This is a genomic window from Paraburkholderia sp., assembly GCF_035501035.1.
Lineage (GTDB): Bacteria > Pseudomonadota > Gammaproteobacteria > Burkholderiales > Burkholderiaceae > Paraburkholderia.
The window spans coordinates 1-21,302 of record NZ_DATJWR010000353.1; the positions used below are offsets into that span (position 1 = coordinate 1).

General features: G+C 65.9%; 18 protein-coding genes. 11 read left to right on the forward strand and 7 right to left on the reverse strand.

Going from position 1 to position 21,302, the window contains the following annotated elements; genetic code table 11:
• Window positions 1-678: ABC transporter permease subunit (locus VMJ11_RS25725; protein WP_325623044.1), on the reverse strand; the 678-nt coding region annotated here is incomplete at its 3' end.
• A gap of 756 nt (window positions 679-1,434) precedes the next feature.
• Here VMJ11_RS25725 and VMJ11_RS25730 point away from each other — a divergent pair.
• Entirely contained in the window at window positions 1,435-3,114 is a 1,680-nt protein-coding gene (locus tag VMJ11_RS25730; protein WP_325623045.1) for a diguanylate cyclase, read from the forward strand.
• Window positions 3,115-3,407: 293 nt separating this feature from the next.
• Complete coding sequence (locus VMJ11_RS25735; RefSeq protein WP_325623047.1) at window positions 3,408-3,674, forward strand: hypothetical protein; 267 nt, start codon at window positions 3,408-3,410, stop codon at window positions 3,672-3,674.
• A 179-nt stretch (window positions 3,675-3,853) separates the two neighbouring features.
• On the opposite strand, the gene VMJ11_RS25740 is transcribed toward VMJ11_RS25735, so the two are convergent.
• Together VMJ11_RS25740 and VMJ11_RS25745 are read right to left on the reverse strand one after the other, a co-directional pair.
• Window positions 3,854-5,170: an ATP-binding protein gene (locus VMJ11_RS25740; RefSeq protein WP_325623049.1), complete on the reverse strand. Its 1,317-nt coding sequence runs from the start codon at window positions 5,168-5,170 to the stop codon at window positions 3,854-3,856.
• A complete protein-coding gene (locus tag VMJ11_RS25745; protein WP_325623051.1) occupies window positions 5,154-5,885 on the reverse strand; it encodes a response regulator in 732 nt (243 codons plus the stop codon). The genes VMJ11_RS25740 and VMJ11_RS25745 overlap by 17 nt, the downstream gene beginning before the upstream one ends.
• Before the next feature lie 230 nt (window positions 5,886-6,115).
• Between VMJ11_RS25745 and VMJ11_RS25750 the strand changes: the two genes are divergently transcribed.
• Entirely contained in the window at window positions 6,116-6,682 is a 567-nt protein-coding gene (locus tag VMJ11_RS25750) for a periplasmic heavy metal sensor (RefSeq protein WP_325623052.1), read from the forward strand.
• 139 nt (window positions 6,683-6,821) lie between these two features.
• On the opposite strand, the gene VMJ11_RS25755 is transcribed toward VMJ11_RS25750, so the two are convergent.
• Complete coding sequence (locus tag VMJ11_RS25755) at window positions 6,822-7,520, reverse strand: pirin family protein (RefSeq protein ID WP_325623054.1); 699 nt, start codon at window positions 7,518-7,520, stop codon at window positions 6,822-6,824.
• A 481-nt stretch (window positions 7,521-8,001) separates the two neighbouring features.
• Here VMJ11_RS25755 and VMJ11_RS25760 point away from each other — a divergent pair, with 481 nt between their 5' ends.
• The 5 genes from VMJ11_RS25760 to VMJ11_RS25780 all read left to right on the forward strand — a co-directional run bounded on the left by VMJ11_RS25760 (window position 8,002) and on the right by VMJ11_RS25780 (window position 13,027).
• On the forward strand, window positions 8,002-8,778 hold the full coding sequence (locus VMJ11_RS25760) for an ABC transporter substrate-binding protein (protein ID WP_325623056.1): 777 nt from the start codon (window positions 8,002-8,004) through the stop codon (window positions 8,776-8,778).
• 241 nt (window positions 8,779-9,019) lie between these two features.
• Complete coding sequence (locus VMJ11_RS25765) at window positions 9,020-9,709, forward strand: histidine ABC transporter permease HisQ (RefSeq protein ID WP_325623057.1); 690 nt, start codon at window positions 9,020-9,022, stop codon at window positions 9,707-9,709.
• A 19-nt stretch (window positions 9,710-9,728) separates the two neighbouring features.
• A complete protein-coding gene (locus VMJ11_RS25770; protein WP_325623059.1) occupies window positions 9,729-10,451 on the forward strand; it encodes an ABC transporter permease in 723 nt (240 codons plus the stop codon).
• Window positions 10,452-10,480: 29 nt separating this feature from the next.
• Window positions 10,481-11,263, forward strand: a complete 783-nt coding sequence (locus tag VMJ11_RS25775; RefSeq protein ID WP_325623060.1) for an ABC transporter ATP-binding protein — start codon at window positions 10,481-10,483, stop codon at window positions 11,261-11,263.
• A 579-nt stretch (window positions 11,264-11,842) separates the two neighbouring features.
• Complete coding sequence (locus VMJ11_RS25780) at window positions 11,843-13,027, forward strand: porin (RefSeq protein ID WP_325623062.1); 1,185 nt, start codon at window positions 11,843-11,845, stop codon at window positions 13,025-13,027.
• 226 nt (window positions 13,028-13,253) lie between these two features.
• Here the strand turns inward: VMJ11_RS25780 and VMJ11_RS25785 are convergent, their stop codons facing one another.
• Window positions 13,254-13,592 (reverse strand): P-II family nitrogen regulator, encoded by a 339-nt coding sequence (locus tag VMJ11_RS25785; RefSeq protein ID WP_133197473.1) that lies wholly within the window; start codon window positions 13,590-13,592, stop codon window positions 13,254-13,256.
• A gap of 74 nt (window positions 13,593-13,666) precedes the next feature.
• Complete coding sequence (locus VMJ11_RS25790; RefSeq protein ID WP_325623064.1) at window positions 13,667-15,769, reverse strand: NAD(+) synthase; 2,103 nt, start codon at window positions 15,767-15,769, stop codon at window positions 13,667-13,669.
• 298 nt (window positions 15,770-16,067) lie between these two features.
• On the opposite strand from VMJ11_RS25790, the gene VMJ11_RS25795 reads away from it, so the two are divergent.
• The 3 genes from VMJ11_RS25795 (at window position 16,068) to VMJ11_RS25805 (ending at window position 20,671) form a co-directional block, all read left to right on the forward strand.
• Window positions 16,068-17,258 (forward strand): GNAT family N-acetyltransferase, encoded by a 1,191-nt coding sequence (locus tag VMJ11_RS25795; protein WP_325623066.1) that lies wholly within the window; start codon window positions 16,068-16,070, stop codon window positions 17,256-17,258.
• A gap of 80 nt (window positions 17,259-17,338) precedes the next feature.
• Window positions 17,339-17,650 (forward strand): GIY-YIG nuclease family protein, encoded by a 312-nt coding sequence (locus tag VMJ11_RS25800; protein WP_325623067.1) that lies wholly within the window; start codon window positions 17,339-17,341, stop codon window positions 17,648-17,650.
• 174 nt (window positions 17,651-17,824) lie between these two features.
• Window positions 17,825-20,671, forward strand: a complete 2,847-nt coding sequence (locus tag VMJ11_RS25805; protein WP_325623069.1) for an EAL domain-containing protein — start codon at window positions 17,825-17,827, stop codon at window positions 20,669-20,671.
• A 112-nt stretch (window positions 20,672-20,783) separates the two neighbouring features.
• On the opposite strand, the gene ppa is transcribed toward VMJ11_RS25805, so the two are convergent.
• Window positions 20,784-21,302: inorganic diphosphatase (ppa, locus tag VMJ11_RS25810; RefSeq protein WP_325623071.1), on the reverse strand; the 519-nt coding region annotated here is incomplete at its 5' end.

A 21,302-nucleotide genomic window follows, 5' to 3' on the forward strand; every position in this document is an offset into this window, starting at 1 on the left:
CGGCAGCGTGATCGTGTTGTTGCCCACGGTGATCGCTTCGGACGCCACCACGAAGAACCAGCCGCCCGACATCGACATCATCATGTTCCAGATGAGGCCCGGCATCGAGAACGGCACTTCGAGCTTCCAGAAGCGCTGCCACGCGGTCAGGTGGAAGCCCTTGGACACTTCATCGAGATCGCGCGGCACCGTGCGCAGCGACTGGTAGAAGCTGAACGTCATGTTCCAGGCCTGGCTCGTGAAGATCGCGAAGATCGCCGCGAGCTCCGCGCCCAGCACGCGCGAGGGAAAGAGCGCAAGAAAAAACGTGACCGTGAACGAAATGTAGCCGAGCACCGGCACCGACTGCAGGATGTCCAGAATCGGCACGAGCACCTGGCCCGCGCGGCGGCTCTTCGCGGCGAGCGTGCCGTAGACGAGCGTGAACACGAGCGAGGCGACCATCGCCGCGAGCATGCGCAGCGTGGTGCGCAACGCGTACTCGGGGAGCCTCGCCGGATCGAGCGAGATGGCCTCGGTCTTGAGCACCGAGATGGGCGCCATCGTTTCGTGAAAGCCCACGGCCGCCATCGCGATCAGACAGATGATGAGCGGGAACGCCACGAAGTCCCAGCGGTTGGGCAGCACGCGCCACGCCGAGGCATTGGCCGTGCGGTTCAGGTTGAAGCTGAACTCCATTCAGACACCCTCCGCGCCGGGAAAACAGGCAACCATGCTGCTGGACGAGCGTTGCGCACAATGCGGGGAGTGCAGGGAAAACAGATCGGAGCAGGCAAGACGCATGGACAGGGAATCTCGTTGGCGTTGATGACACGACGGCGGCAATGCAGCCGTTGCACGCGCCAGCGGAGCCGTCTCGCGACGACCAGCCGGCCGGCTCACTATTGCTGTTGCTGCTGCTATTGCTGTTGCAGGCTTGCCTCGATTGAAACGGCACGACAGTACTACAACCTTCATGACACACACAACCGCGCCGGGCATGCCCGCAAAGCACCTGGCACGAGGGCTTTCTGGGCGCTTTCAGCGCGCTTCGGGGGGCGCCTTGCAGCGCGCGGCGTCTGGACGCCATCGTGATGACGCATCGATGACGTCTTGATGACACAACGATGCCGCTTGTCCATCAGTGCGGCCGCCGGCGCCAGCGGGCGTCGCTTGCGCGCCACAACCTTCGCCAAGGCGAAACGCCCGCGTGAACCATGCCGGCGCCCGATTTCAGGGCGATTACCCCCGCGCGAACGGCGCGCCGCTTGCATGTCAGCGATTTGAGCGGCCGCCAACGTGCCCCCAGGCGGCCTCGCTGCGCCGCGCTGCTACTTCCGCAGCGGGATCATCGGACCATTCGAGGGGTAAAATCGTTTCGCGCCGACAGAGGCGCCCCGACATCCGGAGCGCCAGCCCCCACGCCTCAATGCCCACTTACTAACCAGAAGGCCGATGAACAGGAGACTCTTGCGCCAGGCAGCCGGACCCGTCGGGGTCGTGGTGGTCGCGCTCGTCTGCTGGGTGGCGGCGAACTGGCTCGCGGACCGCATGGTCCGCCAGGAGTTCGTGGCGGCGCTCAACGCCCAGCGCCAGATGACGCGTTCGGTCGTGGACAACATGGCCGAAGTCATCGCGAGCGACCTCGCAATGTCACGCGCGATTCCGGCGACGATGGCCGAAACGCGCGTCGTCCAGCAGGCGCTCACCGAGGCCGCGCATTATGCCGCGTCGCGCGACTCAACGGAACTGGCGCGGCGCAAGGAGTTGCAGGCGGTGCCGGAGCTGGCCGCCGTCGATCGCTTTCTCCATGACGCCCAGGGCTTCTCCGGGCTCGATGCGATCTGGCTCGTGAACGCCAATGGCGTCTGCATCGCGTCGAGCAATGCGTTCGAAACCATCTCCTACATCGGCGTGGACATGCGTCCGCGCGCGTATCTGAACGAGACACTGCTCGGCGCATTCTCCGAAGCCTACGGCGTAGGCACCGCGAGCGGCGAGCCAGGGATTTTCGTCGCCGCGCCTGCCTATGACGACGGCTTGCTGGTGGGCGCCGTGGTCGCGAAGGTCAGCATCGCCCGGCTGCGCCACTGGGTCGCCCACCCGGGCACCTTCGTCTCCGACAGCAACGGCGTCATCATCATGGCCCATGACAGCGCGCTCGAAGGGCTCGCCCTGCCGGGATCGCACGTCTCGGAAATGAACGCCGTGGACCGCGTGAACACCTATTTGCGCGAGCGCTTTTCGACGCTCGGGCTGCAATCGGCCGCGCAGGCGGCGACGCGCGCGGCACCGTGGATCCCGCACGCCGAAGCCGGGCAAATGGTCGAGCTGCCGGGCCGTCGCGCGCCCGCCCTGTACGAGCAGCGCGGCGGCCTGAACTCGGGGCTCTCGGCGCATCTCGTCGATCCGGTCAATGCGTGGCCCGAACTGATTGCGAACCATCGACGCGACCGGCTCCTCATCTTCCTCACGCTTGCCGGCACGGCCGCGCTCGCGGCGGTGATCTCGGTCTCGTGGGTGCGCGAGCGGCGTCTGCATCGCGCGAGTCGCGATCTCGCGGAGCAGTTGCAGGCCGCGAACGCGCTGCTCGCGGCCGAAGCGCGCCACGACGCCCTGACCGGCGCGCTCTCACGGCGCTACTTCCTCGACCTGCTGCGCCGCGAGATCGACGCGGCCTATGCGGCCGGCACGCCGCTGTGCATGGCGATCGCCGATCTCGACTACTTCAAGCAGATCAACGACCGCTTCGGCCACCCGGCAGGCGACCGCGCGCTCCAGCATTTTGTGGAGACCTGCCGCGCCGAGCTGCGAGCCGACGACGCGGTCGGCCGGCTTGGCGGCGAAGAATTCGGCATCCTGCTGCCCGCTACCTCGCTGAGCGCGGGTCGCGCCGTGCTCGAGCGCTTGCGCCAGCAGGTCGCCACGCGCATTTGCGCCGACCTGCCCGCAGAGGCGGCCCTGAGCGTGAGCATTGGCGTCACCGAGCTTGCCGCCTCCCAGGATCAACCCGAACGCCTGATGAGCCGCGCCGACCTCGCCCTCTATATGGCGAAGGCGGCCGGGCGTGACCGTTGCGAAGCCATGACCGCCGAGGGCGTCGTGCCCCCGCGCACCGCCATGCCGACCTGGTAAGCCCGCGATGGTTCGGCCGCGCGGGTATGTCCGTGCAGGTACGCCCTCGCACGTACACCCTCTCAGCTACACCCTCTCAGGTACGCCCTCTCAGCTACACCCTCTCAGCTACACCCTCTCAGCTACACCCTCTCAGCTTCGCCCTCTCAGGTACGCCCTTGCAACCCTGCGGGGCTCGCCCAGGTTATCCGGCGCGGCGCGGTATCATGCGGCGAACGGTGCGCGGTTCGTCCATGTGACGCGCATGGGCCCATCGCGCCATAACAGTGATCCGCACAAATCTGGAGGCATGCATGAAGGGAAATCTGGTCATTGTCTGCCGCGATCAGGATGCGCTCGCGTTCGACCAGTTGATGGTCGAGTACGGCTCGTTCCAGACGCGCCTGTCCTCGACCGCGTGGTACCTGAAACTCGACGCTACGCCCGAGCTGATTCAGGAGGAGATTCTTGCCCGCCTCGGCAAGTACACGACGCACTACATTTTCGAGGCCAGCAGCGTGACCTACAACACGGTGGACAACGAGGCCGCCGCTGCACTCGACACGCTCTTCACCGCCTGATCCCATCCCGCCGCGTCTTGCGGCATCTTGCCTGACCCGCAGGCGTTGCCGCGGCAGTGCTCGCGGCGAGGAGCGGTGCCACACAACCGTGGCCACTCCATCCAGCCCGCCTGCGCCGCACACAACTGCCCTCCCGGGCGGTGCGGGCTTCCTGGCTCAGAACGAACCCTGAACGCCACTCACCAGGCCTGCGCCGCTTCGGACACGGTGCGCTCGACCACTTCGAACGCAAACGTCATGCGCACCGCCAGCCCGCCGTTCTCGCCGTTGCCGATGGAAAGCTCGCCGCCCGCGCGGCGCACGAGCCGCTCGACGATAGCAAGACCGAGCCCGCTGTGGCCGTTGCCGCCGCGCGCGGGGTCGAGCCGCACGAACGGCCGGCTCGCCTGCGTGAGATCCTGGTCGGGGATGCCCTTGCCGTGGTCGCGCACCGTGAGCGAGAAGCCCTCCTCACCGCGCTCGCTCTCGATCACGATGGGCGGCGCGCCATAGGCATGGGCGTTGTCGATCAGGTTCGACACCACGCGCTCGAGCGTCGCGGCCGGAAGGCGGAACTCGGAGCCCGCGTGCAAATGCATTTCGATGGCGATCGTCTCGCCACTCACCGTGCGGTAGTTGCGCGCGATGCGCTCGCACTGCTCGCCGACCTCCACGGGCTCGCTGCCGTCGGCGCCGTCGTGCGCGAACACGAGGAACTGGTCGACGATGTGCGCCATCGACTCCACGTCGCGCACCACGCCGTCGCGCACCTTGGCCTCGTCCATCATCTCGGCGCGCAGGCGCAGCCGCGCGAGCGGCGTCTTGAGGTCGTGCGCGACGCCCGCCAGCATGACCGCGCGGTCCTTCTCAGTGCGCTCGACTTCCTTGACCATCTGGTTGAAGCCGCGCGTGAGCTGGCGCAGCTCGCGCGGACCGCGCTCGGGCACGGGCGGCACCGGCTGGCCGCGCCCGAAGCGCCCCACGGCTTGCGCAAGCGCACGCAAGGGCTGCTGGAGCATCCAGGCGGCCACGAGAGCGGCGATCACCGCCGCCGCAAAAATGATGATGAACCAGGGCACGAGCCTGTCGAGCGGCCGCATGATGCGCAGCGGCTGCCCTGGCACCACGATCCAGCGCGCGTCCTGCGGACCGCGCACCCAGAGCGTGGGCGGCCGCCCGGGCGGCCCCACGCGCACGTCGGTGCCGGGCGGCATGCGCTCGCGCACGTCGTCGAGGAAGCGGCGCAGCGGCTCGGGCAGGTCGTCGGTCCGGAGCGGCACCTCGGGGCTTGCGGGGTCGACGAGCTGCACGCGCGAAGGCAGCGGCGTACCGGGCTCACGCGCGACGTGCTGGCGCACCGCGTCGACGAGGAAGGTGGCCTCCTCGACGGCGTAGCGCGTTTGCATCTGGTTGCGCTCGAGGCGCATCAGGGCGAACCAGGCGACGTGCGAAATCAGCAGGACGCCAATGAACAGCAGCGCAAGCCGCCCGAACAGCGAATCAACCGGCCGGCGCATGGCTGCCCTGCTCTCCATCGGGCACGAACACGTAACCCCGCCCGCGCACAGTCTGGATGAAGCGCGGCGTGGACGGGTCGATTTCGAGGATGCGCCGCAGACGCCACACCTGCACGTCGATGCCGCGGTCGGTGCCGTCGTACTCGGGACCGTGCAGCAGCTCCAGCAGGCGCTCGCGCGTGAGCGTGCGCATGGGGTGGTTGACGAAGATCTTCAGCAGCGCGAACTCGCTGCCCGAAAGCATGATGGGCTTGCCTTCCTGGTGCAGCGTGCGCGACTGGAAGTCGAGCGTGAAGCGCCCGAACGAGTACGGCTCGCGCTGCTCGGGCGCGGCGGCCGAAGGCACCGTGCGGCGCCGGCGCAGCACCGCCTGCACGCGCGCGAGGAGTTCGCGCGGATTGAACGGCTTGCCGAGGTAGTCGTCCGCGCCGAGTTCGAGGCCGACGATGCGGTCCACGTCGTCCGCGCGCGCCGTCAGCATGATGACCGGGATGTCGTCGCCGGCCGCGCGCAGCTTGCGCAGTGCGGTGAGACCGTCGACGCCCGGCATCATCAAATCGAGCACGATCAGGTCCGGGCGCTCGCGCTCGAGCCGCCGCTCCAGCGAACTGGCGTCGTGCAGCACCGAAACTTCCATGCCCTGACGCGCCAGATAGTCGCGCAGGAGGTCGCGTAGTTCGAGGTCGTCGTCGACGACAAGGATTTGAGTAGCCATGAGACGAAGTGTAACGCGCGCGCCGGGGCCATTTCCTTACATCCCTCTCATCCGGGTTACGAGGTGTTACCACGAAAGGCGCGTGTAATGTCGCGTAATGACGACGGGCGGCCAGGTAACACGCAACGCCTGCCGGGTCGATACGCTAGGGACACCGGTTGCGAGCGCCACCACTTGGGGCCGCCGCACCAGACCGGATAAAACCCCAAGGATTTGTCAGGAGCATCACCATGTACAAGACGACTTCGCGCCTTCTCGCCATCGCCGCTGCCTCGCTCGCCCTCTCCGTGGGCGCTACGGCCGCCAACGCCCAAACCCCGCCGCCGCCCGCAGGCCCCGGCATGATGCACGGCGGTCCGGGCATGCACGGCGGCCCCGGCATGCATGGCGACTTCATGCTCGGGTTCAAGAAGCTGCACGACAAGCTGAACCTGAACGCCGCCCAGGAAAAGCAATGGCAGGCCGCGCTCGACACGATGAAGCAGAACCACGAGGCCATGCGCAAGAATCATGAACAGCTCAAGCAGCAGTTCGATTCGATGAAGAACCAGCCGATCCTCGACCTCAGCGCGATGCACGCCGCGCACCAGCAAGTCGAGCAGCAGAACCAGCAGCTGCGCGAGCAGACCACGCAAGCGTGGCTCGCGTTCTACAACGGCCTGAACGACCAGCAGAAGACGACCGTGAGCACGGCGATCAAGGAGCGCTTCGCGAAGATGGAACAGCGCCACGAACAGATGCACAAGCGCTGGGAGCAGCACCAAAAAGGTGGCGCTTCCGCGCCAGCTGCGCAGTAAGGCCGCCGCCGCGCCCACGTGCGGCGCGGGAATGCGACAAGGCGCCGCGGAATTCGCACTCCGCGGCGCCTTTTTTTGATGCGCATGGCGCTCGCGCGCCGCAGGCGATCAGGCAATCAAACGATCAACCAACCAGCGATCAGGCCAGGTCGAACAGCAGCACTTCGGCCGCTTCACCATGCGCGAGCGTGACGTTCGTTTCGGCTTCGATCATCGCGGCATCGCCGGCCTGGAGGCGCTGGCCGTTCACGTCCAGCGCGCCGCGCGCAACGTGCAGATAAACGCGCCGCCCTCCCGGCACCGCATGGTCGATGCGCTCATCGCCATCGACGAGCCCCGCGTAGATCGCGGCGTCCGACTGCACGCTCACCGAGCCATCACGACCGTCGGGCGACGCCACGAGGCGTAGCCGGCCGCGCTTGTCCGCGTCCGTGAAGCGCTTTTCCTCGTAGCCCGGCGCGCCACCGCGCTCGCGCGGCAGCAGCCAGATTTGCAGCAAGTGCACTTCCTCGTCCTTCGAAGCGTTGAACTCGCTGTGCATCACGCCCGTGCCGGCGCTCATGCGCTGCACGTCGCCGGGGCGAATCGTCGAACCGTTGCCCATGCTGTCGCGATGCGCGAGCGCGCCGTCCAGCACGTAGGTCACGATCTCCATGTCGCGGTGGCCGTGCGCGCCGAAGCCGCGCCCGCCCGCGATGCGGTCGTCGTTGAGCACGCGCAGTGCGCCGTAGTGGACGTGCGCTTCGTCGAAATAGTCGGCAAACGAAAAGCTGTGGTAGGTGTCGAGCCAGCCGTGGTTGGCGTGGCCGCGCTCGTCGGCGCTTCGGATGGTGAGCATGGGATTCTCCGGTCAATCGTGTCGATGTCCGAAGGTAAGGGCGGCGGCCCGTTCGCACAATCGGCACCGGCGTACCGCATCGTTTCGCCAGCAACATCAATGGGCTGCAGTGCGAATGTCGCACGCCGCCAGGCTGGCGCGCCCTGCCGCTTCGGGTAAAATACCGCGCTTTTCGGCCAGCACGAGCCTATGGGTGCATGGACGCCCCGGAGACGACCCGGGGTGGGCACCCCAAGGCGGCAACGCGTGCTGCCGGCCAGAGGGCGACGCGCACGACGCGCCCCGCCAGCCGCCGGGGCCCGGAGCGCATCACGCCCTCCGACCCGTATTTTTGATCGCCTAGAATGGCGGCCAACGGTCACGAGCCGGGCCGCCCTGCGCCGGCCGCGCATCACGTGAAAGCGCCGCGCGCCGCCCGTATCGGCTGTGCATGGGACCGGAGCAAGTGCTAAAGCACCCACTCCGGCTCGACAGGAGAAAGATGAAGAAGTTCGCAGTGTGTGTGGCGCTTGCCCTGATCGCAAGTGGCGCCGCCGCCAGAGAGTGGAAGACCGTGCGCATCGGCGTGGATGCCAGTTATCCGCCGTTCGAGTCGAAGGCCCGCGACGGTCAGATCGTCGGCTTCGACGTCGACCTCACGAAAGCGCTCTGCGCGCGCATGAACGTGAAGTGCGTCTGGGTCGAGAACGACCTCGACGGCATCATCCCGGCGCTCAAGGCCCGCAAGTTCGACGCGATCGTGTCGTCGCTGACGATCACGCCGCAGCGCGCCCAGCAGATCGACTATTCCGCGAAGATGTTCGATGCGCCCGCACGCATGCTCGCGCGCCAAGGCTCGCCGCTCTTGCCCACGCCGGCCTCGCTCAAGGGCAGGAACGTCGGTGTCGAGCAGGGCTCGACCCAGGAGGCGTATGCGAAGGTTCACTGGGCGCCCCGGGGTGTGAACGTGATCTCGTACCAGAATCAGGATCAGGTCTACCAGGATCTGATCGCCGGCCGGCTCGACGCCACGCTGCAGGATGAAGTCCAGGCGGATTTCGGCTTCCTGAAGACACCGCGCGGCAAGGGCTTCGCGTGGGCGGGCCCGCAGGTGGAAGACCCGGCGACGATCGGGAACGGTACCGCAATTGGCCTGCGCAAGGAAGACGCCGACCTGAAGGCGAAGTTCAACACGGCACTGGCCGCGATTCATGCCGACGGCACGTTCGAGCGGATCGCGAAGCAGTATTTCGACTTCGATATCTATAAAGGCAAGTAAAACAGGAAGGCAAACGCACAACGAGACACGACTGCCCGTGCCACGCGCCGCGACGCGCAAAGCCGGGGCCGCCCCGATGGACCGCCACCGGGCTTCGTATACAGTCACAGGCGCGCTCACGCGCGCAGTCGCACCGGCCGCGCGAGTTCCGAACCGCGCGCCCATGAACGGATTTGAACCGCGGCAGACAAGCGCCGCGCCTTTCGCGGTGCGCAAGATGCGCCCCGTCAAGGACTCGCCCATGTTTCTTCAAGGCTACGGCCCGCTGATCCTCGCCGGCACCTGGCAGACCGTCAAGCTCGCCGTGCTGTCGCTCGCGCTCTCGTTCGTGCTCGGGCTGATCGGCGCGGCGGCCAAGCTCTCGCGCAACCGCGTCGCCCACGGCGCGGGCACGCTCTACACCACGCTGATTCGCGGCGTGCCCGACCTCGTGCTGATGCTGCTGCTCTTCTACAGCATCCAGATCTGGCTGAACGACCTCACCGACATGCTCGGCTGGGATCAGATCGACATCGATCCGTTCCTCGCGGGCGTGGTCGTGCTCGGCTTCATCTACGGCGCGTACTTCACCGAAACCTTCCGCGGCGCGTTCCTCGCCGTGCCGCGCGGTCAGCTCGAAGCAGGCCACGCCTACGGCATGACGAACTGGCAGGTCTTCTCGCGCATCATGTTCCCGCAAATGATGCGCTTCGCCCTGCCCGGCATCGGCAACAACTGGCAGGTGCTCGTGAAATCCACGGCGCTCGTCTCGATCATCGGCCTCGCCGACGTCGTGAAGGCGAGCCAGGACGCCGGCAAGGGCACGCTGCGTTTCTTCTTCTTCACGCTGCTCGCCGGCGCAATCTATCTCGTCATCACCACGGTCTCGAACTTCGTGCTGATGTATCTCGACAAGCGCTACTCCACGGGTGTGCGCAAGGCGGATCTCTGAATCGCTCGGGGCCAATACCATGCAAGACTTCGTTCAGCTGATCCAGCAATACTGGCGCAATTATCTCTTCTCCGATGGCTACCACTTTAGTGGCGTGGCCATCACGCTGTGGCTGCTCGTCATCTCGATCGGGCTCGGCTTCTGCCTCTCGGTGCCGCTCGCCGTGGCGCGCGTCTCGAAGAAGAAGTGGCTCTCGAGCCTCGTGTGGCTCTACACGTACATCTTCCGCGGCACGCCGCTCTATGTGCAGTTGCTGCTCTGCTACACGGGCCTTTACAGTCTCGAGATCGTGCGCAACCACGAGCTCACGAGCGCGTTTTTCCGCAGCGGCATGAACTGCACGCTGCTCGCGTTCACGCTCAACACCTGCGCCTACACCACCGAGATCTTCGCCGGCGCGATCAAGGCCACGCCCTACGGCGAAATCGAGGCCGCGCGCGCCTACGGCATGTCGCCCTTCACGCTGTACCGGCGCGTGATCCTGCCTTCTGCGCTGCGCCGCGCGCTGCCCTACTACAGCAACGAAGTCATCCTGATGTTGCACGCGACGACCGTGGCGTTCACGGCCACCGTGCCCGACATCCTGAAGATCGCGCGCGACGTGAACTCGGCGACCTACCAGTCGTTCGGCGCGTTCGGCATTGCCGCGCTGCTGTACCTGATCATTTCATTCACGCTCGTGTGGCTGTTCCGCCAGGCCGAGCGCCGCTGGCTCGCATACCTGCGACCGCAAGGCAAGTGAGCCCGCAAGCGGTCACAAGAGGTCAATTAATGAATTCCCCGAAGCAGAAACTTTTCGTCGACGCCATCCACAAGAAGTACGGCGATCATGAAGTCCTGAAAGGCGTGTCCCTGAAGGCCAATGCCGGCGATGTGATCAGCGTGATCGGCTCGTCGGGCTCGGGCAAGAGCACGATGCTGCGTTGCATCAACTTCCTCGAGCAGCCCAACGCCGGGCGCATCGTCGTGGACGGCGAAGAAGTCGCGACGCGCGCCGACAAGCGCACCGGTGCGCTGCATGCCGCCGACGCGAAGCAGCTCCAGCGCGTGCGCACCAAGCTCTCGATGGTGTTCCAGCACTTCAACCTGTGGACGCACATGTCGGTGCTCGAGAACGTGATCGAGGCGCCCGTGCACGTGCTCGGCCTGCCCCGCAAGGAAGCCGAGGAGCGCGCACGCATCTATCTGGAGAAGGTCGGTCTCGCGCCGCGCGTGGAGAAGCAGTATCCCTCGCATCTCTCGGGCGGCCAGCAACAGCGTGTGGCGATCGCCCGCGCGCTCGCCATGCACCCCGACGTGATGCTGTTCGACGAGCCGACCTCCGCGCTCGACCCCGAGCTCGTGGGCGAAGTGCTCAAGGTGATGCAGCAGCTCGCGGAAGAAGGTCGCACGATGATCGTCGTCACGCACGAAATGAGTTTCGCGCGCAACGTTTCGAACCACGTAATGTTCCTGCATCAGGGGCGCGTGGAAGAAGAAGGCCAGCCGGCCGAGGTATTCGGTAATCCGAAGAGCGAGCGCCTGCGCCAGTTCCTTTCAGGCAGCCTGAAGTAAGGCGACTAGCGAGAGCGCCACGCTTCGGAGATGTAGTAAAAGTAGTATTACAAGGCGCTTACGGCGCCTTTTCTTTTTGCCTCCATACACTGCGAAAAACGATCCGTTTTCCCTCAAAAACGGCATTTCCTCCATTACTCCTCGCGAAATCGCTCGTCAATAGTGGCAATCCTGAACGTTGCCAGACGACAGGCGTGAGTCCCTTGTCCTGTAAGGCTTCCGACCCATGTGCAGGACCCTTCTGACCACCATCCAGGAAGGTCATATTGCAATTTGACGACACCCCAGTGGCTGCATAGAAATTAGTTCGCCAGCGCGGACCTTTTTTGCTAAATTAGTAACCAAAGTAGCAAAACAAAGTTCATTAAAAGTAGTTTCACTTCAAAAAGAACGGGAGATGCCAGTCAACCAGGGGATCTGCAAGACGACCCGGCACGGGTCGTACAGCGGCGTCAGCCCGTACGCCGATCCTCGGGGTCACTCTCCCTCGCGCTACGATTTCTGTTCGCAGCGCCCGCAAGCGCACGGACGTCTTTCGCAGTACTAAGGTTGACTCTTTGACAGGGTATGGAGGAGAAGATGAAGAAAGCTTTGCTCGCCGCAGCATTGATGTCGGCTGGCGTGATCGCGCATGCCCAAAGCAGCGTGACGCTGTATGGCCGTCTCGACATGGGTATCGCGTACATGAACGGCATTGGTGCGGGTGTCAATACTACGCCGGGCCCCAACTTCGGCGCGGCAACTCACGGCACGAGCCAGACGCAGCTTGAAAGCGGCTACTGGGGCACGAGCCTGTGGGGCATGAAGGGTGTTGAAGACATCGGTGGCGGCAACAAGGTCCTGTTCCACCTCGAAGGCAGCTTCAGCACCGCCAACGGCTCGCTCGGCTCGGCCGGCTCGATCTGGAATCGCTGGGCAACCATCGGCGTGGCCAACGACCAGTTCGGTACGCTGCTGGCTGGTCGCATGCTGTTCATCTCGAACGGCATTTGGGACTTCGACCCGTTCGGTCAGTCGAACTGGTCGTCGGCTTCCATGGTGCGTGGCCGCAACTGGCCGCAATCGAGCAACAACATTTCGTATCAGTCGCCGAACTGGTACGGCTTCGACATGTACGGCCAGTACGCGTTCTCGAACGCGACGGGCTGGAACGGCAACAACACGACGCCGCAAGGTCGTGAAGCCGGCCTGCAGCTCACCTACACGAGCTCGCTGTTCCAGATCCGCGGTCTGTATGACGAAATCCGCAATCCGAACAACGGTCAGCTCGGCGGCGTCTACAACGCCCTGAACGGCGGCACGATTGCGGCCGGCCAGCAGGCAACCGGCAATGGCGTGTTCGCGTACTCGCGTGACTACATGGCCATGTTCAACGTGTTCCTTGGCTCGTTCAAGGTTCAGGGCGGCTACGAAGCCATCCGTTCGTCGGGCATGAATCCGGGCATCATCGGTCAGCCGACCACGCTCGACCACGAATGGGGCGGCGTGACGTGGCAAATGACGCCGGCTGCAGCGCTTATCGCGGCCGTCTACCACGTGAACGCGAACAACGGCGGCGGCAACGCCACGCTGTACACGATCGGCGGCTCGTACAACCTGTCCAAGCGCACCCTGCTCGACATCCAGGCAGGCACCGTGCAGAACAGCAAGGCGGCCAACTTCGGTCTGAACGCCAACAACTTCGGCACGTCGGCAGCAACCGGCAACCCGCTGCCGGGCCACAGCCAGACCGGCGTGTACGCAGGTATCCAGCACTCGTTCTAATTCGAAGCGAGTGTAGACAGAACAGTTACATCGACGTTTTCACGCTGCTGCGAGAGGCGCGTATCGGTGCGGTGTCCGAAAGGGTATCGCACCGTTTTTTATTCCGGGAACGGCCCGCGCGTGCGGCGCCGTTCCCTTTTCTTTTGATGCTGCCGCTTCGATGGCGGCTATGGCGGATAAAGCCGATAAAGCGGCTACAGCGGCTACAGCGGCAACGGCGCGCGGCCTACACCGCCGCTTCGTTCTCTTCGCCCGTGCGGATGCGGATCACGCGCTCGACGTCGGTCACGAAGATCTTGCCGTCGCCGATTTTGCCGGTGCGCGCCGCGCCGATGATGGCGTCGATCACCTGGTCGGTCTGGTCGTTCGCGACCACGACCTCGATCTTCACCTTCGGCAGGAAGTCGACCACGTATTCGGCACCGCGGTAGAGCTCGGTGTGGCCCTTCTGGCGGCCGAAACCCTTGACCTCGGTGACGGTCAGGCCCGTCAAGCCCACTTCGGCGAGCGCCTCGCGCACTTCGTCGAGCTTGAACGGTTTGATGACGGCAGTAATGCGTTTCATGGCGGACCTCGTCTCGTTATCTGGTTAGTCAAACTATCGGAACCTGTGCGGATTCTACGCTGTGCGGCCGGTGCTCACGCTGCGGGCTTGTTCGCAGCGCTCTCGTCGGGCACCCGCTCGAGATCGGCGAGCCACACGGCCGACTCCGAATCGCTCGGCGCGCGCCAGTCGCCACGCGGCGAAAGCGAGCCGCCCGAGCCCACCTTCGGCGCATTCGGAATGCAGGTGCGCTTGAACTGGCTCTGGCGGAAAAAGCGGTCGAGGAAGATGCGCAGATTGCGCTTGATGGCCGCGAGATCGTACTCGTTGCGCGCCACCTTCGCGTTCTCGGGCCACGCGCCCGCTTCGCGCTCGCCCCACGCGTGGCGCGCAAGGAACGCGACCTTCGAAGGCGCGAAGCCGAAGCGCAGCGTGTAGTAGAGGTTGAAGTCCTGCAGCTCGTACGGGCCGATCGTGCTCTCGGTCTTCTGCTCGGGCGCGTCGGACTTGCCTGGAATCAGCTCAGGGCTGATGTCGGTGGCGAGGATCGCTTCGAGCACGTCGCGCCCGCTCTCCCCGTTCTGGCCGATCTGGCCGGTTTCGGCCACCCAGCGCACGAGGTGCGTGATGAGCGTCTTCGGCACGCTCGCGTTCACGTTGTAGTGCGACATGTGATCGCCCACGCCGTAGGTGCACCAGCCGAGCGCGAGCTCCGAGAGATCTCCCGTGCCGATCACGATCGCGTGATTGAAGTTGGCGAGGCGGAACAGGTGATTCGTGCGCTCGCCGGCCTGCACGTTTTCGAAAGTGATGTCGTAGGTCTCCTTGCCCTCCGAATACGGATGGCCGAGGTCTTCGAGCATCTGCATGCAGCTCTGGCGGATGTCGATCTCGCGCGCCGTGCAGCCCACGAGCGCCATCAGTTCGCGCGCCTGGCGCAGCGTGCGCTCGCTCGTCGCGAAGCCGGGCATGGTGTAGGCGAGGATGTTCGCGCGCGGCAGCTTCAGGCGATCCATCGCCTTCGCGCACACGAGCAGCGCGTGTGTGGAGTCGAGCCCGCCCGACACGCCGATCACCACCTTCTTGATGCCGGCCTGCGAGAGACGCTGCACGAGCGCCTGCACCTGGATGTTGTAGACCTCGTTGCAGCGCTCGTCGCGGCGTTTCGGATCGGCCGGCACGTACGGGAAGCGCTCCACGCGGCGCGACAGCGCGAGCGTCTCGCGCGCCCACGCGCCCTCGCCCGCCTGCTGGTGCGCCAGATCGCAGGAGATCACGCGCATCTTCGCGATTTCACCGGCGTGGCGGCGGATCGAATCGCCGAACGTGGTCTGGCGGATGCGCTCTTGCTGCAGGCGGGCGAGATCGACATCGGCGAAGATGAGGTGCGACTCGTCCGAGTAGCGCTCCGACTGCGCGAGCAGCTCGCCGTTCTCACACACGAGCGCGTGGCCGTCCCACGCCATGTCGGTGGTCGATTCGCCCTTGCCGGCCGAGGTGTACAGATACGCGGCAAGGCAGCGCGCCGACTGCTGCGCGACGAGCTGCTGCCGGTAGCCCGCTTTGCCCACCACGACGTTCGACGCGGACAGATTCACGAGCACCGAAGCGCCCGCGAGCGCCGCGAACGACGACGGCGGAATCGGCACCCAGACGTCCTCGCAGATCTCCACGTGAAAGCGCAGGCCCGCGACCTGCGGCACCTCGAACAACAGCGCGGCGCCAAACGGCACGTCGGCGCCGGCGAGGCGCACGGTATCGGTGATCGCGCAATCGGCGGGGCTGAACTGGCGCGGCTCGTAGAATTCGCCGTAGTTCGGCAGGAAGCTCTTCGGCACGACACCCGCCACGCGGCCGCCCGCCACGACGGCGGCACAGTTGAAGAGCGAGTGACCCGCGCGCACCGGCAGCCCGACGATCATCACGAGCGGCAGCGCCGCCGAAGCTTCGACGATCTGCGCGAGCGCGTGCTCGCAGGCATCGAGCAGGGCCTGCTGATGAAAGAGGTCGTCACAGGTATAGGCCGAGAGGCCGAGCTCGGGGAACGCGACGAGCACTGCGCCTTTGTCGGCGGCTTCGCGCGCAAGCGCGAGCGTTTCGCCCGCATTGAAAGCAGGGTCGGCCACGCGGCAGCGGGGCACGCCCACGGCCACGCGCGCAAAGCCGTGTGTATAGAGATTGAAGAAGCGCTCTTTCATTTCGATAACCTTGAGGACCTTGAGGCGGGCACGCTGCGCACGGTCGGCGCGCCAGGCGCGCGGGCTGCTACGCGGGTCGACACGCGGGCTGACTTTCGCGCCGACATCCGGCCTGCCACGCGTGCTGACATTCGAGCCGCACGGCACGCTCCGATGCGCGCGGCGCGGCGCTACTCACCCGTTCGGGATGTTTGCTTTACCATGACCGTTTGCCGCGGCAGCCTTCAAACACTTCCCAGGCACCATCGAGGCACTGTCAAGGCGCCATCGCGGCTTCCCACGCCAACGGGCACGCAAGTTGAACAAGGAACATTTCGATTATCGCACGGGCATCCTCGGCTCACCGTCCGAGGTCGACGCCGCCGAATGGAACGCGCTGCTCGCGTCCCAGTCGCAGCCCACGCCCTTCCTGCGCCATGAATTCCTCGCGGCGCTCGACGCGACGCGCTGCGCCGCGCCCGACACCGGGTGGGCCGCGCAGTTCGTCACGCTCACCGACACGCGCACGGGCCGCCTCGCCGCGGCCGCGCCGGTGTATCTCAAGGGCCACTCTTACGGGGAATACGTATTCGACTGGGCCTGGGCCGACGCCTACAAGCGCAACGGCATCGACTACTACCCGAAGCTGCTGTGCGCGGTGCCGTTCACGCCGGTGCAAGGCACGCGCCTCATGGCCGCCGACGAAACCGCCCGCCGCCACCTGGCCGCCACGCTGCTCGCGTTCGCGGAGCAGGCGGATGTCTCGTCGCTACACGTGCTCTTTCCGACCGCGCAGGACGCCGAAGCGCTAACCGATCTCGGCATGATGCAGCGCGACGGCGTGCAGTTCCACTGGCTCAACGACGGCTACCGCGACTTCGAAGACTTCCTCTCCACGCTCGAACAGAAGAAGCGCAAAAACATCCGCGCCGAGCGGCGCAAGGTGCGCGACGCGGGCGTGACGATGCGGCGCGTGCGCGGCGAGGACATCAGCGACGCCGAGTGGCGCTTCTTCAATCGCTGCTACCGGCAGACCTACCGCGAGCATTTCTCCTCGCCGTATCTGAATCTCGACTTCTTCCGCATGATCGGCGCGACGATGCCCGAGAACCTGATGCTCGTGATCGCGGAGCGCGAAGGCAAGCCGATCGCAAGCTCGCTCGTGGTCTGGCAACGCGGCCAGAATAGCGGGCAGCGTGGCGGCAACACGGGCGGCACGCTGTACGGGCGCTACTGGGGCGCGGTGGAACACGTGCCCTGCCTGCACTTCGAGACCGCGTACTATCAGCCGCTCGAGTTCTGCATCGAGGAGAAGCTCGACGTGTTCGAGGGCGGCGCGCAGGGCGAGCACAAGATGGCGCGCGGCTTTCTGCCCACCCCCACGCGCTCGGCGCACTGGCTCGCGCATCCCGCCTTCGCCGACGCGGTCGCGCGCTTTCTCGAAAGCGAGACGAACCACATTCACGCGTACATGCACGAGCTCAACGAGCGCAATCCGTTTCGCGCGTGAGCCTGCCTTAGCCCGCTCCTGGCCCGCACTTAGCCCTTAGAATCCGCCGTCCACACGATACGATCATCGCAACGATCACCATGCCGTGGTTCCTCTACCTCCTCGAATGCGCCGACGGCAGCGTCTACACGGGCATCGCCATCGACGTCGCCGCGCGCTTCGCCCAGCACGCGAGCGGCACGGGCGCGCGCTACACGCGCTCGCGCAAGCCGGTGCAGGTGCTCGCGCAATTCGAGTTCGCCGACCGCGCAAGCGCCTCGAGCGCCGAATACTGGGTCAAGCGCTTGACCCCGCGCCAAAAGCGCGCGCTCGCGGCCGGCGCGCGCACGCTCGAATCGGTGCTGCCTGCCCCGCCCGCGAGCGAAGAACCGCAGGCCGAAGCGCCGGCGTGAGCAAACGTCGCGCGGCGCAAGCGTTTGCATCAGCAAGCCCTGCTCTTTTTATCAGCCGACCCCATTAAAACCTAAAGCCGCTTCACCCTCCGCCGATATCACGCACAGGACGTCGGGCCGAGGCACCAGCGCGCCCTCTCAAATCGCCTTGCAAGCCGAGGGGACCGGTAAAGCATGATGAGACCGATCAGGACGCAAACCAGCCGGCAAGACCCCATCTGGCGCGGACCGCGGCGCACGACCGTGGTCCTGCTGCCGCTGTGGCTGCTCGCGGCGGTGATGGCGTTGATTGCCTCGATCAGCGTGGCGATCATGGCGATCCTGCTTGCCTATGTGGCGGGAGAAAGCAACTGGTCCAAAGGTCAGAAGGATGCGGTTCACGCGCTCGAACGCTACGCGCGATCCGGCGACGAGGCCGACTATCGCGCATTCCTTGACGGCGTCGCGGTGCCGCTCGGCGACCGCGCGGCCAAGCTCGAGATGAACCGGCCGCGGCCCGACATCGCGGCGATACGGCACGGCTTCGCGCTGGGCCACATCGCAAGCGCCGACATGGACGGCATGACCTGGGGCTACCGCACGCTCAAGGACACACCGTGGATGCGCCCGGCGGTGGCGTTCTGGGACATCGGCGACCGCTATATCCTGCGTCTGGCCGAAACCGGCGAGCGTCTGCACGCGCTCGCGCAATCCGGCAAGCTGCAGGCTCCGGAGTCGGCGGCCCTCGTGCGCGACCTGCGCGACATCGACAGCCAGCTCGCGCCCATCGAAATCGGCTTCTCGCACTCGCTCGACGACGCGGCGCGCGCCACGCGCTCGATCCTCATGCTCGCGCTCTCGGCGTCCGCCATCGTGCTGCTCGCCGTGTTCTCGCAATTCATCCGCCGCGCGCTCGCTCACAGCGACCGCCTCGAAGCCGAGGTGCGCAAGAACGAAGAGCGCCTCACGCTCGGCTTCGAGGGCATCAACGCCGGGCTCTGGGACTGGGAGGTGGGCAGCCGCCAGTGCTACTTCTCGAACTGGCTCTACGAGCAGCTCGGCTACGAAGGGGGCACACGCTTCGACAGCGAGACCGGCCTCACGCAGATCCTGCACCCGGACGACCTCACCGGCGTTCGCCACGCACTGCGCCAGCATCTCGCGCGCGCCACGACATTCGACGTGGAATTTCGCCTGCGCACGCTCGCCGGCGGCTACCGCTGGTGCCGCGCGCGCGGCCAGGCGCTGCGCGACACACGCGGCCGCGCGGTGCGTATGGTCGGGTGCCTGTTCGACATCTCCGATCTCAAGACGGCCGAGGCGAAGGCTTGCTCGGAACGCGAACTGGCCGAGGTCACGCTGGCCTCGATCGGCGAAGCGGTGATCCGCACCGACGAAGACGCGCGCGTGACCTATTGCAACTCGGTCGCCGAACGCATGCTCGGCCGCCCGGCTGCCGATATCCTCGCGCGGCCGTTCGATACGGTCTGCGACCTGCGCAACGAAGCCAACGACGCGCGTAGCTTCGAAGTCCTGAGCACTGCACACGCGATGGGCGGCGCCGCCGACCTCTATGTGACGCGCCCGGACAGCTCGCGCCTCGCGGTCGATTACTCGGTGTCGAAGCTGCGCGACGCTCAGCAGCGCGTCATCGGCACCGTCATCGTGCTCTACGACGTAAGCGCGCTGCGCGAGCACGCGGCGCGCCTCGCTTACCAGGCAACCCACGACGCGCTCACCGACCTCTATAACCGCCGCGAGTTCGAGCAGCGCCTCGCCGCGCTGCTCGAGAAAGGCGAGAGCGCGCAGCCCGGACACGCGGTCATGTTTCTCGACCTCGACCAGTTCAAGGTCGTCAACGACACGTGCGGCCACTCGACGGGCGACGAGCTGATCCGCCGAGTCTGCCGCGTGCTGAAAAGCGCGTTGCGCGCCGAGGACATCATCGCGCGGCTGGGCGGCGACGAGTTCGGCGTCGTGATGCCGCATTGCGCGACGGCGCATGCGTCGCGGCTCGCGGAGAACCTGCGCGCGGCCATCGCCACCATCCGCTTCACCGGGGCCGGGCGCATCGTGCAGACGAGCGTGAGCATCGGCCTCGTCGGCGAGGCGGCGGGGCTCGTCTCCGTCAAGGAGGTGATGAAGGCGGCCGACGTCGCCTGCTACATGGCGAAGAAGAAAGGACGCAACCGCGTGCACTGCTTTCGCTACGACGACGAGGAGCTCTCGCGAGCCCACGCGCAGATGGCGTGGGTCTCCGACATCAAGGCGGCGCTGGAAAACGGGCAGTTCTGCCTGTACGGCCAGAAGATCGTTGCGCTCGCGCAGCATTCGAAGCCGACCGCGACATCGGCCGGGCGGGAGGACACCCACGTCGAGCTGCTGCTGCGCATACGCTGCGCGTCGGGCGCGATCGTGGCGCCCGACGAGCTCATCGGCGCGGCCGAGCGCTTCGACCTCATGCCGGCGATCGACCGCTGGGTGATCGCGAGCGCGTTCGCGATGATCGCCGCCGGCACGCACCGCTATGGCACCTGGTCGATCAATCTCTCGGGCGCCTCGCTCGGCGACGAGCGGCTCGCCGACTATGTCCTCGAGCAACAGCGCATCTGGTCCGTCCCGCTCGAGCGCGTGTGCTTCGAGATCACCGAAACGGCCGCGATCACGAACCTGCACGGCGCAATCGCGCTCATTGGACGCCTGCGTGCACTAGGCTGCCGCTTCGCGCTCGACGATTTCGGCGCGGGCATGTCGTCGCTGAACTATCTGAAGCACCTGAACGTCGACTATCTGAAGATCGACGGCGGCTTCATACGCGGCATCATCGACAGTCCGCTCGACCAGGCCATCGTGCGCTCGATCAACCAGGTCGCGCACGCAGCGGGCAAGCTGACGATCGCCGAATGCGTGGAGGACGCTGCCATCGTCGAGTGCATGATCGCAATGGGCGTCGACTATGCGCAGGGCTATGGCGTGGGCAGGCCCGAGCCGTTCGACATGCTGCCCGGCCCGGAAATCCATGGCGTGGCCGAACTCGGCTGAGCGCGCTGGCGATACGGTGAGGCGGCGAAACGACGAGGCGGCGTGCGGCCATGAAAAAACCGCACGGCCTTTGCGGTCCGTGCGGTTTTTTCTCGAGCCTGTATTGCGCGGCTTACTTCTTGAAGTTCGCGACGCCTTCGGTGATTTCCTTGTGGGCGGCTTCGATGCCGACCCAGCCGTCGACCTTCACCCACTTGCCCTTTTCGAGCGACTTGTAGTTCTCGAAGAAGTGCTTGATCTGGTCCTTCAGGTACTCGGGCACGTCGTCGAGCGACTTGAGGTTGGCCGTCATCGGGCAGACCTTGTCGTGGGGAACCGCGATCAGCTTCGCGTCGACGCCCGACTCGTCGGTCATCTGCAGCATGCCGAGCGCGCGCGAACGCACGACGGAGCCTGCCAGCAGCGGGAACGGCGTGATCACGAGCACATCGACCGGGTCGCCGTCGCCGGAGAGCGTTTGCGGGATGAAGCCGTAGTTCACGGGATAGCGCATGCCCGTGCCGACGAAACGGTCGACGACGAGCAGGCCCAGGTCCTTGTCGGCTTCGTATTTCACCGGATCGCTTTGCGCGGGAATCTCGATGATCACGTTGAAGTCTTGCGGCAGATCCTTGCCGGCGGGGACATTTGC